The sequence below is a fragment of the Streptomyces sp. NPDC059166 genome (genome assembly GCF_042755185.1).
In the GTDB taxonomy this organism is placed as follows: domain Bacteria; phylum Actinomycetota; class Actinomycetes; order Streptomycetales; family Streptomycetaceae; genus Streptomyces.
Genome location: NZ_JBHZCI010000073.1, coordinates 1 through 14,614 on the forward strand (window position 1 = coordinate 1; position 14,614 = coordinate 14,614).

Here is a 14,614-nt window from a genome sequence, read left to right on the forward strand (position 1 = left end):
GTGCGCCCTCGCTCGGGGACCAGCCGGGCTTCCCCCTCCCTCCTGGGCGGGGGCAAGTGCGTACGTCGGGCCGTAGGACCGTCGTACGCGATAGCTTGCTCCGCCAGGAGCCGTGGTGGTCTCTCGCTGATGTCCAGCGGGGGTGACCACCGGTTCGTCGGTGTTCACCGGCTCGTTTCCGGGTTCTGCTGCTGGATTTCGCGGACGAGTTCCTCGATCCAGTCCATGGCCAGGACGGGGTGGTGCAGGGTCCAGGGCCGGTCGTGCCGCTCGCGCTGCACGATCCAGGTGGTGTCGGGGCCGGACCGGGCGCGGTGGAGGTGTCCGTGCTGGTGCAGGACGGTCAGCCAGGAGTCGACTTCGGCGGGTGTGGCCGGGTGGGTACGCATCGGGTGTTCTCCGCTTCTGCTGTGGCGGTGGCCGGGCGGGCGTAGGGAGCGGGTGACCGGCCGGGGTAACCGTGCCGGTCACCCGCTCCGTGGGAGGTTCGGTCAGGGCTGGGAGGAGGTGACCGGCTGGCGGTGCTGCTCGCGGAGTTGGGCCATCAGGGTGGTCAGGGTGTCGCTGGAGAGCGGGATCTGCTGACCGCGGATGGCTTGGGCGACCACCTTGCGGGTCAGTTTGTCCTCGGCCCTGACCGCTGACCGGGCGATCTTCAGCAGTTCCTCGGTGTCCGGGTCACGGCGACCGGGTGTCCGGGCGGCTCGGTCAGTGACCTGCGCCGGGGTGACCGGCGGGGCGGTGACCGCCGCCGGGTTGTCCTGCTGACCGGTGACCGAGGCTGCGTCGTCGGGGCGGTCAGTGACCGGCCGCGCGGTGTCCGTCTGTCCCGGCAGGCCAGGGGCCCCGTGGCCACTGTCGCGGCCACCGGTGACCGACCGGCTGCTGCCCGCCCGGTTCGTGTCCCCGGTCAGTGACCGGGCATCAGTGGCTCGCTCGGTCAGGGACAGTGGCGGCCGGTCGGTCAGGGCGGTGACCGGCTGGCCGGCCGTGACCTGACCTGTCGCCGCCTGCGGCTGACCGAGGTGACCGGACTGACCGGCGTTCTCCCGGTCACTGTCCTTGACCTGGCCCCGGGCGATGAGGATGTAGAGGTGGACAGCTCCGGCCAGGGCGAGCGGGGCAATGGTGGACAGCACCGCGACCACCGTGTCACCGAGCCGGAGGCCGGTGCCGGCGACCGCGTCCGCGTTGAGCCGCACCGCGTGGAGCGCGTTGGCCCAGATGCTGGCGGCGGTGGCCGTGCCGAAGAGCGTCCAGACGTAGAGCCGGGCGCGCAGCGGTGCGTCGCGCAGGACCAGGAGGGCGCGGACGCCGTAGGCGATGAACCCGTCGATCACCAGCGGGAAGAGGTAGGTCAGGAAGCCCCGGATGTGGATGGCGACGGCCATCTGCTGGAGGGCGTCGTACGACAGGGCACAGCCCGCGCCCCCGAGGGCGATGACGACTGCTCGGTCCCAGCCGGATATGTGTGCCGCCCTCGGCGTGCTTGTGGTGGTCATGCCGCCGTCCCGAAGTCGTCACGGCCCAGGCGCTCGCCGCCGCGCAGGGGTGGCGAGGGGGTGTTCGCCGTCTGGTTGAGGTCTCGGTTGCGCAGGGCGCGGCGGGTCTCGCGGTACAGCTTCTGGGCGTGCTCCTCGGTGATCTTCAGGAGCCAGGCCAGGCGCTGCTCGCTCACTCCGTGGCGGAGGGCGGCGTAGACGACGGCGCGGCGCTCGGCCTTGGTGAGGTGGACGTCGCGTCCGTTGATGGTCTCGTTGACGCGGCTGTAGTCGAGGCGGTGGGCGATCTTCTCGTGCAGGGGCCGGCGTTCCTCCTCGGTCAGTCCGCCCCGGATGCCGTCGGTGTCACCGCCTTCCAGGGCGGCGTCCAGGCAGGTACGGCGCACGGGGCACTGGCCGCACAGGGTCTTCGCGGTGGCGATCTTGGCGGTCTCGTCGGGCTCCGGGAAGAAGATCTCGGGGTCCACCGGGTTGTACTCGGTGCTCTGGCAGACGGCGTCCGCCTGCCAGGTGTGGTCGCCGAGCTGGCGGTGGAGGTGGTGGGCAGGGGTGTTCGTCGTGCTGGTCATGCGGGGTGCTCCGATCGCTCTCCGCGCGCAGGGGGCGTCGGCGGAGAGGTGCGCTGTGTCGGTGGGTGCTCGGGGCCGCGTACGGAAGGCGCGGCCAGGTGTGGCGGCCTGCGGCCGGGTCAGGCGGCGGCGCTGTGGCGTCTGAGGTCGACGGACTCGAACTCGACCCGGGTGGTCATCTGCGCGAGCCTGCTGGCGACGCGGTCGCCGAGGTAGGAGCGGAGGTCCCTGATCGCCAGGTTGGTGGTGATCAGCGTGGGGAGTTCGTAGTTGTACCTGCGGTTGATCAGCCGGTACGTCACTTCCTCGACCCACTCACTCGCCTTGGCCGCACCAAGGTCGTCGAGGATCAGCAGCGGGCAGCGACTGACCGCTGCCAGCTCACGCTCACTGTCGACCCCGGGGCGGGGCCGGAGATCGGCGTAGAGGTCGGCAGCGGTGGTCGCGCGCCAGCGCACGCCGACCCCGCTCCGCACCAGCGCCCGGACCGCGCCGTACGCCTGGTACGTCTTGCCCGCGCCGACGACCCCGGCCATCAGCAGGCTCGGACCGGTGGCGACCTGCCGCCTGGCTCCCCTGCTCGGGGCGACCGCCGCCTCGCTGACCTGCCGGACCCAGTCCAGGACCGTGGGGTGGTCGGCGACAGCCGCCTGGTACCGCGGGGGCATCCCTGCTGGCAGGGCATCGAGCGGGGAGAAGGGCTCGGGGGCATCCGGGATCGGTGCGGCGGCCGGGTCGATGTTGCGGGCGGCCAGGATCCGGGCCATGCGCTCCAGCGTCGCTTCGTTGCCGAGGAGCTGCGGTTCGCGGTGACGGGCGTGCATCACAGCTCCTCGGCGTAGGCGGCGGCGTTGGCCGGGTTGGTCCATGCCTGGTGGGCGGGCATGTGAGGCCGGTTTCCCGGCCGCGCCGATCCGCCCGGGCGGAAGTTCATCGCCTCGTTGACCATGCTGGTCAGGACGCTCGGGTGCTTCGGGTTGGCCGCGAAGTTCGCCAGCCCGGCCCGGACGTGCTCCGGCGCGATGCCCTCGCCCAGGAGCTTCTTGGTGATCCGCCCGAGCTGCCCGATCACGTCACTCGGAGGGCGCTCGTCGCATGCGGCGACGTACTCCCCGACGAGGTCCTTGGCGGAGACGCCGGCTGCGGGCGCGATGCGCCCCGTAGGGAAAGAAGATCCAGGATCCAAGATCCTAGATCCAGGCGCCGAGCCTTCGGGGAGGCTTCGGGGGAGGCTCGGGGACTCCTCGGAGAACGCGCTCTGACCTGTACTTTTAACTCCCTCCTGCCCGCGTGCGCCGATGGCGCCGCCAGCAGCCTCCTGCCGGTCGGCGGCACGCCCGTCCGCGTGGTCCGGCATCGTCGAGGCGGGCACGGCAGGCAGATCGAGGGCTCGGGGAGCCCTCCCCGGGCTCTCGGTGAAGCCTCGGGGAGTGGAGGGCGAGCCCTCGACCGGCTTCGCGCAGGATCCCTTGCACGGCGCACACCGGTCGGCAGCCTGGTGCTGCGGGCACGAGGGCAGACGCGACTGGCTCGGCTTGTCGATCTTCTGGTGCTCGGACCAGGTCACGACGTGGAGGTAGCGGCGACCGTCGCAGCCGGTATACCGGCAGATCAGGCCAGCGTTCGCGAGCTGGTGGAGGTCGTCCTCGACGTGCACCGAGGTGTGCTCGGCGCGCAGGGGCCACAGGAGCCCCGCGATGATCGCCGCGTTGTCCCGGTGGCGACCGTGGTCGTCGGCCTGTGTGAGCAGCCCGAAGAAGGTCCTCTCGGCCGCCACGGTCACTTCGGCGAGCGACTCGGAGGTGAACGCTTCCGGCTTGATGGTTCGGATCCGGGCCATGTCAGCGGCCCCGATCGGCGGCGACCAGGTCGCTGCGCGTGAGCGAGGCGTCGGCAAGGCAGAAGGTGTGTGAGCGCCTCCAGTCCGTCCCCGGCCAGACCCGCACGATCCAGCGTGCCGCGATCCTGGCCGTCGTGCGGCCCAGCTCCAGGGGCCTCCCGGCCTCGTCCTTGACAACGGCATGGAGGTGAGGCCACGCCTGTGTCGGGTCGGTGAGGCTGACCCGGATCGTGGCCGCCCCGGGGATCATGTCGGCGAGCTGGACGTCGAGGCGATGCGGACGGCCGTCGTCCGGGCAGCCCGGGGTTTCGCTCGGCATGGCGAGCATGTGATACTCCGATGTTTGTAGGACTGCGGTGCGGTGGTTCTCGTGCAAAAGCCCCGCCGCCCGCGAGGAGTGCATGGCTCCCCTTCGGGGTGCCGGCCCGGCGCTTGGGAGTTGGTAGCTCCCGGGCGCCGGTCTTCTTTGGTCATCGAGCGATCCCGCCCTCACACCCCCCCTTCTCATGTAGACGATCAGCCCCCTGTCGTTTTTTTGGGAGGATGACCGTGATCACCATAGACCGACCCGAGGGGCGGGTGTCAACCAGGGAAAATGCCAGGGTGCTACCCTCCACCCCTGTACACGCGCCAGGAAAGGAACGGAGCGCATCGTGGACCCCTCCCCCGCAACCCCGCCACAGCCCGCCACGCCCAAGACCCTGGCCGAGCGCCTCGACCACCTGTTCGAGACGGTGCACCCGAAGGGCAGGGGACCCTACTCCTACGAAGAGGTCGCCTCCGGCATCAAGCGCCAGGGAGGGGCGACCATCTCTGCGAGCTACATCTGGCAGCTGCGCTCCGGCGGCAAGGACAACCCCACGAAGCGCCACCTGGAAGCCCTCGGCTCATTCTTCGGAGTGCCGGTCTCCTACTTCTTCGACGACGAGGAGTCCCGGCGCATCCAGGCGGAGATCGACGCACTGGCGGCGATGCGCGACGCAGGCGTGAGATCGGTCGCCCTGCGCGCGTCAGGACTGTCGGACAGATCCCTGCAGATCATCAGCGACGTCATCGACCGGGCTCGCGAACTCGAAGGTCTGCGATCGCGCGAACCGGAAGACGGCGATTCGCAACCCAAGAGCAGTGGCGCAAGTCACGAATAGCCACCCCAATCGCTCGGTACGACCTGCGCGCCAAATTGATTCACAGTGCGCCAATTGTCCGCTTCCTCGGCGACGGCCATCCAACCCCCCGGCTTTCCGGTCGCAAACGGGCTCATATACTTCACATAGTTTGTGACACGGTGAGCCTCGGAGAGTTCATGAAAGACCGCGACAGCGCAGGGCTCACCCCTGGCCGCACTTCTCGGGTTGATTCAATTCTGGACCAACTCGATATACCTGATCCGTTCAGCACGGACGAACTCGTCCGCCGCGTCGCCGAAATGCGCGGCAGGCCGATACATCTCGAATCCATGCCGGGTATCACCTCGGAAATGCCGTGCGGTTTCTGGGTGGCCCTTGACGACATGGACCTCATCGCGGTCGAGGACGCCACGAGCCCGATGCATCGCGACCACATCGTTCTGCACGAACTGAGTCACATGCTTCTCGGCCACGAGGCCGGACAGGATCTGCATGCCCGACTGCCTCTTCGCGTGGCTCCCGAGCTCGTGGCCCGGATGCTCGGCCGTACGAGCTACGAGACCGCGATCGAACGGGAAGCGGAGACGCTCGCAGGGCTGATCGCCAGCCGCGCGGCCCAGCGGTCCGCCGTGGACCGCTCAGCTCCTCCGTCCCTGCGCCGGATGAACACCGTGCTGAGCGGCTACTGAGAAACGCGCTAAACATGATCGACTTCATACCCGCAGCGCTGCTCTGGGCTGTCACCATCTGGAGAGCCGGGGTCACTTTCCGCCGACGGCAGGGAATCAGCCTCTGGGTGGCCTTCGCCGCTCTCTCCGTAGCGATGACAGTTCGGCCAGTGGCCATAGCGAGCGCGGCAGACCAGTTCGTACACGTCACGAACCTGAGCTTCCTACTCAAACACGTCTGCGGAACGGTAGCCGCCGCCGCGGTGCTGACCTTCGTCGGCGACATGGCCGAGATACATGGAAACTTCCGTGCGTCGCGTATGCACCGGGCCGTGCCCATCGTCACCGTCACCGCGCTCGTCAGCCTTTTCCTCGCGACTCCCCAACCAATAGAAGCGGACGACCTGCTCACCGACTACGCGAGCCAGGCCACGATCCTCGTCTACGGCCTCGTGTGGACGGCCTACCTCGGTACCGCCCTCGCCAGCGCCACCCACCTGTGCTGGCAGTGGGGCCGTCAACCGGGAGGCGGGCTCGTCGGACGAGGTCTTCTGCTGACCGGGGCGGGCACAACGGTGGGTCTGCTCTACGCCGGCCACCGCATCACGGCGCTGCTCTTCCAGTACGCCGACCGCCCGTTGCTCGGAGACCGGGTGGACGAAGCAGTGAGCACCGCCCTGCTCTTCTTCGCCCTCCTCCTGATCGTGTTGGGGAGCACGCTTCCGGTCATCCCACGAATCCTTCGAGGGCTCCACGCCTGCTGGTCGTCGGCAAGGCTCTACCCGCTGTGGCGGACCCTGACCGACGTCGTCCCGTCAAGCCGCTTGCACGTCCCGACCGGACGGCTCAGAGATCTGGCCCAGCTCCGGCGGCCGCACGACCGCCTCTACCGCAGGACCATCGAGTTGCGGGACGCCATCCTGACGCTCTCCGCGTTCACCACGCCGGAGGTCCGCGGACGTGCGTACGACCATGCGCTCGCCTCGGGCGTCATCGGCGCCCAAGCGGACGTGGCAGCAGAAGCGTGCTGGCTCGCCGTCGCCCGTGAGCAATGCCGACGCGGACAGCAGCCCGTGGGCACAGCCGTTCCGCCGGCCAGCGGAGGCCGTGATCTGCCCTCGGAGACGAAGGCCCTCATCAACCTCAGTTCTGCCTACCGGTCGCACACCACGCAGAGCTTTCTGTGCACGTCAACGCCTGAGGAACCATCATGAGCACGACTGCCTCCACCGCCCCGTCCCCGGAGCGGCGGTCCGCGCGGCTGATCACCGAGGTCCTTGCCCCGGCCAACCTGGTGATCACGATCCTCGTCGTCATCGGCTGGCACTCGACGAATTCGCTCTCGGGCGCCGGCTGGGGCCTCCTGGCGGGTCTGTTCTGCGGAGGGCTGCCCATCGCCTTCATCATCGCCGGCGCCCGGCGGGGACACTGGACCGACAAGCACGTCAAGGTGCGCTCGCAACGCTGGATCCCGCTCGGAGCGACGCTGGCATCGGTTCTCGTGGGCACCGCCCTGCTCGCGCTTCTGGACGCGCCGCAGGAAGTCATCGCCCTCGTCTTCGCGATGATCGCCGGACTGCTGCTGACGATGCTCGTGACGATCTGGTGGAAGGTCTCGGTCCATACCGCGGTGGCCTCCGGAGTCGCCTCGATCCTCGCCGTGGCCGTCAGCCCGTGGGCGCTCCTCGGCTACGCCGTCGTGGCGGCCATAGCCTGGTCTCGCGCGTCCCTGCGAGACCACACTCCGGCCCAGACGATCGCCGGGGCCGTTCTGGGAGCAGTCGCGGCGGTCAGTGTGTTCACTGCACTGCGTTGACCTGCGGTCGGGTCACCGTGTTGTCGGGCAGCTCTTGGGCGGGCTCGCGGGCCTGGACGAGAACGGCTGAAGCGGCCCAGACCGACGGCGCGCTGCGGCCGGAGCTGCTCGGCGATGACGAGGCTGCTCGTGCCGCGACAGCAACCGATCGAGCACCAAGCCGATCCGGTCCGGCCGGACGTGAGGGCTCCGCAGCAGGCTGACGATGGCCTCGGTCACGAGGGGCCGGCGATCATGGCCGCAGCAGGGCGCTGGTCCGTCCGGCCAACCGCAAGGCATGTCCGTAAAACCGTCGCGTGGGGTCCACGAACGGGTCGGGCTGGGTCATGCCGCTCCCCTGATTGAGTGACGAGCCGTTCAGGACCCCTCAGTAGCCACCTTCCGTAGCCAACGCCGGGTCTGGCGCCGGTTGGCCAGCAGCACCACGTCTGTGCCGGAGCCGAACTCCTCGATCTTCGCCATCACGCGGGGCCGCATCTTGCGCCGATACGTGAGGACGTACTTGATCACGCCCCGGTGGATGCGGTTGTGCACCCCGTTGCCCTTGTGCCCAGCCCCGTGCCGGAGCTGTCGGTAGAGGATCCCGTACAGCGCCGCCACGGTCGACACGTCCATCAGGACCACGGGTGTCGCAGGCTTCGAGCCGTACCGGCAGCGTGGAGTTGTAGTTGCCGTCGATCACCCACCGCGGCTGCGCGACCAGTACACGCTGCACGCCGGTGAACTCGTCCATGGGCAGCGCGTTCCACTCGTCGTCGTAGAACGCGTCGTCCAGGTGGGCCACCGGGGCGTCGAGGATCCTGCCCATTTCGCGGGCCACGTGGGATTTGCCGCTGCCTCCGCAGCCGACGATGGCGACCTTCTTCATGGTGCTCCAGCGTAGAGACGGACGTGGCCGCCGTCTGGTCAGCCCTGTGGTTCACCCTCGCGCACGACAAGGAACTCGTGCGCACCGCGCAGGCGGGTGCTCAACAGGTGCTGAGTCGCCCGACTGTCGAGGCGCACGTCGAGTGGGCCGGGCAGCGTGCTCTCGGCGCGCAGGCCGGCGGCCAGACGGGCAGCGTCCAGGCCGTCGCGCCGTGCGATGAGGACGCCGAGTTCGTGGCGGCTGACAGCGTCGGCCCCTGCTGCGTGATGGACTCCCGCGGCGCCGCTCTCCGCGAGCTCGAGCAGCGCGGCAGCAAGGTCCGAGACGTGGACCGGGCAGCGGATGTCGTCGGTGAACAGGACCCCGTCGGTGGTGCCTGCGGCGAGCTGGTGCACCAATTGCTCGTGCACGGAACGGCCGTGCCCGATGATCAGGGAGGTGCGGACGACGGCGGCCTCCGGGTGCACCGCGAGAACTCCGGTCTCCGCAGCGGCCTTGGCGGCGCCGTACGGGGTGATGGGGTCCGGAAGGCAGGTTTCGTCGTAGCGGGACCGGCTGATACCGGAGAACACCGCGTCGGTGGACACCTGCACGAGGTGGCTGTCGTGCTGCTTCGCGATCATCGCCAGGTGGACGGGCGCCTGCGCCGTCGTCGCCCAGTCGGCACCTCCGCTCGATGCGTTGATGATCAGACGCGGGCGTACCTCGGCCGCGACCACGGCCATGCGCTCCGGGTCTCGCAGGTCAAGGGGGTACCACGCGGTGTCGGAGGTGATCGCCGGGGCGGTCGCGTGGTAGGTCGCGACCGTGCGGTGTCCGGCCGTTCTCGCCTGTTTGATGAGTTCGGTTCCCAGGAATCCACTGCCGCCGATGATGAGTGTCGTCATGTGTCCTGGCTCTCCTTGTGGTCGACGCCGTGCAGGATGGCCGCCCTGGCTGCCCAGGCCAGGATGCTCTGCCCGCGCATGGACAGGCCGAGCCGGTTCCAGTGGAAGATCACGTGGTAGCTGAGCACCTGCCGTAGTCCGCGGTCGAGTGTTCCGTCCTGGACTCCGTGGGCAAGGGCGCGGCCGGTGTTACGGAAGGCGGCGGCCCATTCGGCAGCGGGGCCCAGAGCGCCTCCGGGGCGCAGCAAGGCGTCGCTGTCGGCGAGTAGCAGGGGGCGTATCTGCTGGGCCCTGGCGTGGAGTTGTTCTGCCGGGACGTCGCTGATGGCCGAGCGGTGTTCCGTCGTGATGACTCGGTCCCAGACGTCGCCCTGTTCGTACCACTCCAGCCGGGCGGCGCGCATCATGATCGTGCACAGGAGGACGGACAGTTCCCTGGGCCCGACGGTGAGGCCGCCGCGCCGGCGTGACTGCTGGATCTCGCGGCTGTCGGTGACGAACAGGGCGTGTGCGGCCGTCATGCTGGTCCTCCCTCCGAACGCTGGAGTCTCCGGTTCGTAGATGCCGGGCCACCAGCGCTGGAGGTGTCCTTCGGTAACGAGGCGGTCGAGGGCGTCCCCGATGGTCAGCTTGGCGCCGACCGCGGGCTGGATCCGGAGGCGTAGTCGCCAGCAGGGGTGCTTTCTGGTGTACCACCAGCCCTTGATCGCGCCGGCGGTCTCCGCCTCGTGCAGGAGGGGCAGGACGTGGGTAGTGAAGGTGGTGTCGGCGTTCGGCAGGTCGGTGAAGTGGAGGTACGCCTGCCACCAGTCGGTGGTGGCCGCGTGGCGGGCCAAAGCTTCCCGGCCGGCCTGGTCGTAGACCGCGACCGCGTCGGAGAGGACCACGGGGTCCATCCGGTACTGGCGGGCCGCGTCGGCGAGCGGCAGGCCGCTGAGGACTGCGAGGACGGCGTGCTGCGTGGGGCTCGGTTCGGTCGCCTGGGTCAGTTGATCAAGAGACATGCGTCCCATCCGGTGCTCGGCGCCTGCTGCGAGGCGAAGGTGGTGAGGGCGAGGGCGGTGCCGGCCGCACCGTTGATCAGCCCGGGAGCCTGGAGTGTGCCGGGCTCGCTCGGAGCGGTGAGGGCGTTACGAAGGCTGTCCGGGAGGGTGCGCAGCCTCGGGTCGAGCGCGTCCGCTGCTGCGCGGTGTGCGGTCTGGTAGATGCCCGCCCATCCGTGGCACAGGCCGGTGTCGGTGACGAGGGCGAGTTGCGCAGGGTCGGTCAGGGCGCGGTACAGGGCGTCCTCGTAGAACCTCTGGAGCGTGGGTGAGCGCAGGGCGATCCCGGCGAGCTGGCCGGCGCGCGCGATGCCTGTCGTGCCGTAGCACCAGCTCGGGCGTGTGGGTGCGTCGTGATGGGGGTGCCGGCGGTCGAGGTCTCGCCGTGAGATGTGCTCGGGCCACCAGGGGCCTGAATCGCCGTGCTGGCACCAGGAGTCGAGGTGGGCGCAGATGGTGGACATCGCGTCCTGGTGGCCGCTGACGGTGATGCCGCGGCGCAAGGCTTGGGCCAGGAGGAGGAGCGGTCCGGTGATGCCGTGTGCGGCGCCGAAGTTGCCGTGGCCGCCGGGGAAGTGCGGGGACTCGCCGCGGGCGGGGTCGTGGTGGACCCACCAGCCGGGCAGCCCGCGACCGGCGGGTGCGAGCGGCTGGGTCAGGGCGACGAGGTACTGCAGGACCCTCTTCAGGGCTGGGCCTTCGGGCTCGGTGCGCAGGAGGTAGGCGCCGATCCCCGTGAGGCCGTAGAGGAGGTCGTACTCCGCGAAGTTCGGCAGGTCTCCCCTGTCGATGCGGGCGAGTGCGGCGTTCACACGGCGGTGGGCGAGGTCGGTGATGTGCTGGTGCAGGGTCGTGCGTGCCGAGGCGTACAGGTGCTGGTAGGCCGGAGGGACGGTGGTGAGGAGGAAGCCGACGGCCGGGGCGCCGAGGAACAGGCCCGTCTGATCGGCCACGCTGATGGGGCCGGTGGTCGCGCTCGTAATCCATCGGTAGGCGGAGCGCCAGGGGCCGCCGTGCCGGCTGGCCATCTCGATGTGCAGCAGGCTGATTCCGGCGGCGCCGTCGGCGAGCGACTGCACCGCCCAGGGCTCCCCTGAGGGAGGGGGCTGGGGCTCCGCCAAGTAAGCGGTGTACTGCTCCAGGGTCGCTGCGGCGGTGGTGACGGTCGACGGGGTCATCGGTCCGCCATCCGGTGCTGGAGGGCGGCGGTCCGTACGAGCCGGATGGTGGTCTCCTCGGCGCGCGGGTCGACGCCCAGGGCCCGGACGTGGTGCTGGTGCAGGAGTGACCGGGCGACGTCGAGCGGATCCCGCTGACCGGCCAGGCTCCTCCGGTAGGTGTCCACGGCGGTGGCGCGGGCCCGCCATGCCTCGGCGACCGCGGGGCCGCCGGGCAGGGCCGCGAGCGCGAAGGCACCGTCCGACGCGGCAAGTTCGAGCACCTGGGTACGCAAGGCCCTGTTCAGTCGGCCCGTGCCCTGGGGGAGGTCGCGCACCAACCACTCTTCGGCTGCCGTGGTGTCCGGTGCCAAGGGGGTGACGAGGTGCAGGGCGCTGGCTGCGGCGAGGGCCTGCGGGGCGAAGGCGCTGTTCTGCTCGGTGAGTTGGATCTGCGCGAGGGCGGCGATGGAGTCCGCTGCGAACACCTCGTGCACGGCGTCCATGGCTGGCCCGGCGCCGAAGCGCCCGGTCTGCGGTTGGTAGGGGGCCAGGACGAGCCCGGCCGCCAGACCGGTCTCGTGCAGGCCGTCCGCCCACCTGCGGACGTGCTGGGCGGCTGCCCCGTATCCGTCCTGCGGCAGGTGCAGCGTGAGGTCGAGGTGCTGGTCGGCGTCCGGGCGGGCCATCTCCCGGTGGCGGGTGAACCACCAGAGCGGCGGGGTGTCGCCGAACGAGGCGAGGAGGTGGGGCAGGTGGCGGCTCAGGATCTCGTCGTAGCGGCGCGGGTGGGCGTGGAGCTGCGCGTGCAGGACGTCGCCGGCGCCCGGAAGATGCCGCCCGGGGGCAGCCGGGGCGGTGGGGCGCGGCCGGGGCATCGTGGTGGTGTCCGCCTCCGCCCGGCCGAGGGAGAGCCAGATCTCGTGGGCGCGCCCGATCCAGCCGTGGGCGTCCGCGTCCGGTAGCTCGCGCAGTTCCAGGCGCCGGGTGTTGTCGAGGTGGGCGCGAAGTACCCGGAGGTGGACCGGGTGGGACAGGTCGAGGGGGAGGCGCTGGTCGTACTCGATCATGGCGACCTGTGTCGGGGTCCGCAGCCGGTCGCGCCAGGCGGCGAAGGCGTTCTCCCACTCCTGCATCGAGGCTTTGCGGCCGGGCAGGTCGTCGGCCATCAGAAGCCATCGGGCCTGCGTGAGGATGGTGCGGCGGTAGCGCACGCGCGGGAGGAACGGGAGCCGGGATGCGGCGCCGAAGTCGAACGGCTTGTAGGCGGCGTACCGCCCGTTGGCCACTTCGGCGAGGAACCGGGCCAGTGGCGGAGTCTGGGTCCCGCCTTCCAGGGCGTGCAGGACCCGTACGTCGATGCGCTGGCCGGTGGAGAGCTGCACGAGGTGGAAGCTGCGCGGGTCGGCGGTGACGGCGATGTCGGCGAGCGGGATCGTCGTCCCGTCCGTCTCCTGGTGGCCGGACAGCTCGACGACGTGGGGCAGCAGCCGCGGGGTGCGGGTGACGTTCTCGTTGCGGTGGCGGCGCGGCGGGAACACGAGCTGCGCCGTGAGGCCGTCCGGCGCCCCCTGGTACGTGGCGGCGAGCGCGTCCTGCTGGTCGGGCGGCAGGACATGGGCGAACCGACCGGCCATGCTGCTGCCGGGGCGCGGAACCGCTGTGAGCAGGACGCCGAAGGTGCCGCTGGACAGTGCCCGGGTGCTGGGTGAGTGGACCTCGAAGGCCACCTCCACCCGGGGCACGAACAGCCGCTCGTCCTTCCCGGCGGCCTTCTCCAAGGCGTCGACCATGCCGTCCGTCAGCCGCAACTCACGGCCACCGTCCAAGAGGACCTGTTGCATCAGTGCGAGCAGCAGTTCGTCGCGGTCGGTGCGCACCTTCAGCGCGGCGCCGCGTTCGGAGCCCACGTAGCCGACGGGCAGGCCCAGGCCGCTGTCGGCGACCAGGTCCATCACCGGCACCAGGGCGCCGACGCCGTACCGGGCACGGAAGCGGCGGTGGTAGTCGCGCCAGTGCTGGTAGCCGTAGGGCTGCGGGGTGGTCCGGTAGAGGGCCGACACGGCTGCCTGCACTTCCGCGATCACGGCCTGCGGGAGCTTGGTCTCGCAGTCGAGGGCGGTGTCGATGAGCAGCGGTGTCGGGGTGACGGTGGTGAGAGCGCGCATCCGCGCGGCGACGGCGCTCACACTGGTGTCGCAGAGCGCCGGTTGGTGGGCGGCCAGTTCGTCGCGCAGGGCGTACAGCTCGTGGACCAGGTCGTGCACCTCTGGGAGGTTGTCCGCCTGGTGCCGGGCCAGTTCGCGGCACAGGTGCTGGAAGGCGTCGACGGTGGTCATGGGCGCCCACAGGCTGGTGAGGAGGAACCGCTGCTCGACCAGGCTGGTGAGAACGGCGTCAATCTTCTCCGGTTCGGCCCGGGGGAAGCAGTCGCGCAGGTGGGTGTGGAGGTCGCCGTAGGCGATGGGGGTGCGGGCCTCGTCCATGGCGGCGGTAACCGGGCGGGAGTTGCGTACGGATATCTCGACCGGGGCCAGGAGGACGGCGTGGCCGTCCGAGGGCGGACCCGGGGCCACGAGCCGATCGCCCCGCGTGCGGGCGGCGTTGTTGGCGACCAGCGGTAACCGCTTCAGCAACGCGGGGGTGCGCTGGAGGCTAAGCACCATGTCGGTGACCCATTCGGCGTCCGGCCGGAGCAGCACGCGGTGCTTGTCGCGCCAACGCGCGCTCGCCCGGGGCCCGATGGACACCGGGGCGACCCCGGCGAACAGGCCGTGTGGGGTCGGCCGGTGCTGCCACCGCAGGAGATAGGCGACGGTCGACAGCGCGGTGCGGCGGACGTGACGGGGCTCGGTCTGCCGGCCCTGGACGACGGCCTCGATGGCGTCGGACAGGACCGGGGAGGCCGGCTCCAACGCGCTGCGGAAGTCCTCGCGCTGCCAGATGCGTTCCAGCCACCCGCGGGTGACGGTCTCGTTATCCAGGTCGAGGGTACGGGGGATGTCTGCCGGCCCAGGGCTGGTGGTGGCGCGCAGCATCGCCACGCCTTGCCACAGGTATCCGGCGGCTGCTCGGGAAGCCATGAAGCCCTTCCTTTCGGCGGCGCGGGGAGTGGAGAGGGGCCCGTGGGCCGGGCG

General features: G+C 70.3%; 16 protein-coding genes. 4 read left to right on the forward strand and 12 right to left on the reverse strand.

The features are described from left to right. Positions 1–164: 164 nt before the first annotated feature. The 6 genes from ACFXOA_RS31485 to ACFXOA_RS31510 all read right to left on the reverse strand — a co-directional run bounded on the left by ACFXOA_RS31485 (position 165) and on the right by ACFXOA_RS31510 (position 4,239). Positions 165–389, reverse strand: coding sequence for a hypothetical protein (locus ACFXOA_RS31485; RefSeq protein ID WP_385035462.1), 225 nt, complete (start codon positions 387–389; stop codon positions 165–167). Positions 390–491: 102 nt separating this feature from the next. Then, positions 492–1,502, reverse strand: coding sequence for a DUF2637 domain-containing protein (locus ACFXOA_RS31490; protein ID WP_385035464.1), 1,011 nt, complete (start codon positions 1,500–1,502; stop codon positions 492–494). After that, positions 1,499–2,071: a WhiB family transcriptional regulator gene (locus ACFXOA_RS31495; protein ID WP_385035466.1), complete on the reverse strand. Its 573-nt coding sequence runs from the start codon at positions 2,069–2,071 to the stop codon at positions 1,499–1,501. The genes ACFXOA_RS31490 and ACFXOA_RS31495 overlap by 4 nt, the downstream gene beginning before the upstream one ends. Positions 2,072–2,190: 119 nt before the next feature. Further along, the gene (locus tag ACFXOA_RS31500) at positions 2,191–2,895 is read right to left on the reverse strand and encodes an ATP-binding protein (protein WP_385035468.1); all 705 of its coding nucleotides are present in this window, start codon (positions 2,893–2,895) and stop codon (positions 2,191–2,193) included. Next, the gene (locus tag ACFXOA_RS31505) at positions 2,895–3,911 is read right to left on the reverse strand and encodes a hypothetical protein (protein ID WP_385035470.1); all 1,017 of its coding nucleotides are present in this window, start codon (positions 3,909–3,911) and stop codon (positions 2,895–2,897) included. Before ACFXOA_RS31505 ends, ACFXOA_RS31500 begins: the two co-directional genes overlap by 1 nt. 1 nt (position 3,912) lies before the next feature. Next, a complete protein-coding gene (locus ACFXOA_RS31510; RefSeq protein WP_385035472.1) occupies positions 3,913–4,239 on the reverse strand; it encodes a transcriptional regulator in 327 nt (108 codons plus the stop codon). Between the two features lie 325 nt (positions 4,240–4,564). Between ACFXOA_RS31510 and ACFXOA_RS31515 the strand changes: the two genes are divergently transcribed. Further along, the gene (locus ACFXOA_RS31515; RefSeq protein WP_385035474.1) at positions 4,565–5,056 is read left to right on the forward strand and encodes a helix-turn-helix domain-containing protein; all 492 of its coding nucleotides are present in this window, start codon (positions 4,565–4,567) and stop codon (positions 5,054–5,056) included. A 212-nt stretch (positions 5,057–5,268) separates the two neighbouring features. Here ACFXOA_RS31515 and ACFXOA_RS31520 read toward each other — a convergent pair whose 3' ends face one another. After that, positions 5,269–5,532, reverse strand: coding sequence for a hypothetical protein (locus tag ACFXOA_RS31520; RefSeq protein WP_385035476.1), 264 nt, complete (start codon positions 5,530–5,532; stop codon positions 5,269–5,271). 18 nt (positions 5,533–5,550) lie between these two features. Between ACFXOA_RS31520 and ACFXOA_RS31525 the strand changes: the two genes are divergently transcribed. Genes ACFXOA_RS31525 through ACFXOA_RS31535 form a run of 3 tightly spaced genes read left to right on the forward strand, consistent with a single transcriptional unit; the run spans position 5,551 to position 7,522 of the window. Next, a complete protein-coding gene (locus tag ACFXOA_RS31525) occupies positions 5,551–5,727 on the forward strand; it encodes a hypothetical protein (protein WP_385035478.1) in 177 nt (58 codons plus the stop codon). A gap of 14 nt (positions 5,728–5,741) precedes the next feature. Further along, complete coding sequence (locus ACFXOA_RS31530) at positions 5,742–6,920, forward strand: MAB_1171c family putative transporter (protein ID WP_385035480.1); 1,179 nt, start codon at positions 5,742–5,744, stop codon at positions 6,918–6,920. Next, complete coding sequence (locus ACFXOA_RS31535; protein WP_385035482.1) at positions 6,917–7,522, forward strand: hypothetical protein; 606 nt, start codon at positions 6,917–6,919, stop codon at positions 7,520–7,522. Before ACFXOA_RS31530 ends, ACFXOA_RS31535 begins: the two co-directional genes overlap by 4 nt. Positions 7,523–7,879: 357 nt before the next feature. Here ACFXOA_RS31535 and ACFXOA_RS31540 read toward each other — a convergent pair whose 3' ends face one another. From ACFXOA_RS31540 to ACFXOA_RS31560, 5 genes are all read right to left on the reverse strand, one after another. Next, positions 7,880–8,137, reverse strand: a complete 258-nt coding sequence (locus ACFXOA_RS31540; RefSeq protein WP_385035484.1) for a hypothetical protein — start codon at positions 8,135–8,137, stop codon at positions 7,880–7,882. Positions 8,138–8,428: 291 nt separating this feature from the next. Next, on the reverse strand, positions 8,429–9,277 hold the full coding sequence (locus ACFXOA_RS31545; RefSeq protein WP_385035486.1) for an SDR family oxidoreductase: 849 nt from the start codon (positions 9,275–9,277) through the stop codon (positions 8,429–8,431). Further along, the gene (locus ACFXOA_RS31550) at positions 9,274–10,281 is read right to left on the reverse strand and encodes a thiopeptide-type bacteriocin biosynthesis protein (RefSeq protein WP_385035488.1); all 1,008 of its coding nucleotides are present in this window, start codon (positions 10,279–10,281) and stop codon (positions 9,274–9,276) included. Before ACFXOA_RS31550 ends, ACFXOA_RS31545 begins: the two co-directional genes overlap by 4 nt. Continuing rightward, complete coding sequence (locus ACFXOA_RS31555) at positions 10,263–11,498, reverse strand: lanthionine synthetase C family protein (RefSeq protein WP_385035490.1); 1,236 nt, start codon at positions 11,496–11,498, stop codon at positions 10,263–10,265. Before ACFXOA_RS31555 ends, ACFXOA_RS31550 begins: the two co-directional genes overlap by 19 nt. Then, on the reverse strand, positions 11,495–14,560 hold the full coding sequence (locus tag ACFXOA_RS31560) for a lantibiotic dehydratase (protein WP_385035492.1): 3,066 nt from the start codon (positions 14,558–14,560) through the stop codon (positions 11,495–11,497). Before ACFXOA_RS31560 ends, ACFXOA_RS31555 begins: the two co-directional genes overlap by 4 nt. Between the last annotated feature and the right edge of the window lie 54 nt (positions 14,561–14,614).

Bases quoted from the DNA above. Each gene is read 5' to 3' on its own strand.
- ACFXOA_RS31485 (WP_385035462.1), bottom strand. From the start codon at position 389: ATGCGTACCCACCCGGCCACACCCGCCGAAGTCGACTCCTGGCTGACC.
- ACFXOA_RS31490 (WP_385035464.1), bottom strand. From the start codon at position 1,502: ATGACCACCACAAGCACGCCGAGGGCGGCACACATATCCGGCTGGGAC.
- ACFXOA_RS31495 (WP_385035466.1), bottom strand. From the start codon at position 2,071: ATGACCAGCACGACGAACACCCCTGCCCACCACCTCCACCGCCAGCTC.
- ACFXOA_RS31500 (WP_385035468.1), bottom strand. From the start codon at position 2,895: ATGCACGCCCGTCACCGCGAACCGCAGCTCCTCGGCAACGAAGCGACG.
- ACFXOA_RS31505 (WP_385035470.1), bottom strand. From the start codon at position 3,911: ATGGCCCGGATCCGAACCATCAAGCCGGAAGCGTTCACCTCCGAGTCG.
- ACFXOA_RS31510 (WP_385035472.1), bottom strand. From the start codon at position 4,239: ATGCTCGCCATGCCGAGCGAAACCCCGGGCTGCCCGGACGACGGCCGT.
- ACFXOA_RS31520 (WP_385035476.1), bottom strand. From the start codon at position 5,532: ATGCAGATCCTGTCCGGCCTCGTGGCCGAGAAGCATGTGACTCAGTTC.
- ACFXOA_RS31530 (WP_385035480.1), top strand. From the start codon at position 5,742: ATGATCGACTTCATACCCGCAGCGCTGCTCTGGGCTGTCACCATCTGG.
- ACFXOA_RS31535 (WP_385035482.1), top strand. From the start codon at position 6,917: ATGAGCACGACTGCCTCCACCGCCCCGTCCCCGGAGCGGCGGTCCGCG.
- ACFXOA_RS31540 (WP_385035484.1), bottom strand. From the start codon at position 8,137: ATGGACGTGTCGACCGTGGCGGCGCTGTACGGGATCCTCTACCGACAG.
- ACFXOA_RS31545 (WP_385035486.1), bottom strand. From the start codon at position 9,277: ATGACGACACTCATCATCGGCGGCAGTGGATTCCTGGGAACCGAACTC.
- ACFXOA_RS31550 (WP_385035488.1), bottom strand. From the start codon at position 10,281: ATGTCTCTTGATCAACTGACCCAGGCGACCGAACCGAGCCCCACGCAG.
- ACFXOA_RS31555 (WP_385035490.1), bottom strand. From the start codon at position 11,498: ATGACCCCGTCGACCGTCACCACCGCCGCAGCGACCCTGGAGCAGTAC.
- ACFXOA_RS31560 (WP_385035492.1), bottom strand. From the start codon at position 14,560: ATGGCTTCCCGAGCAGCCGCCGGATACCTGTGGCAAGGCGTGGCGATG.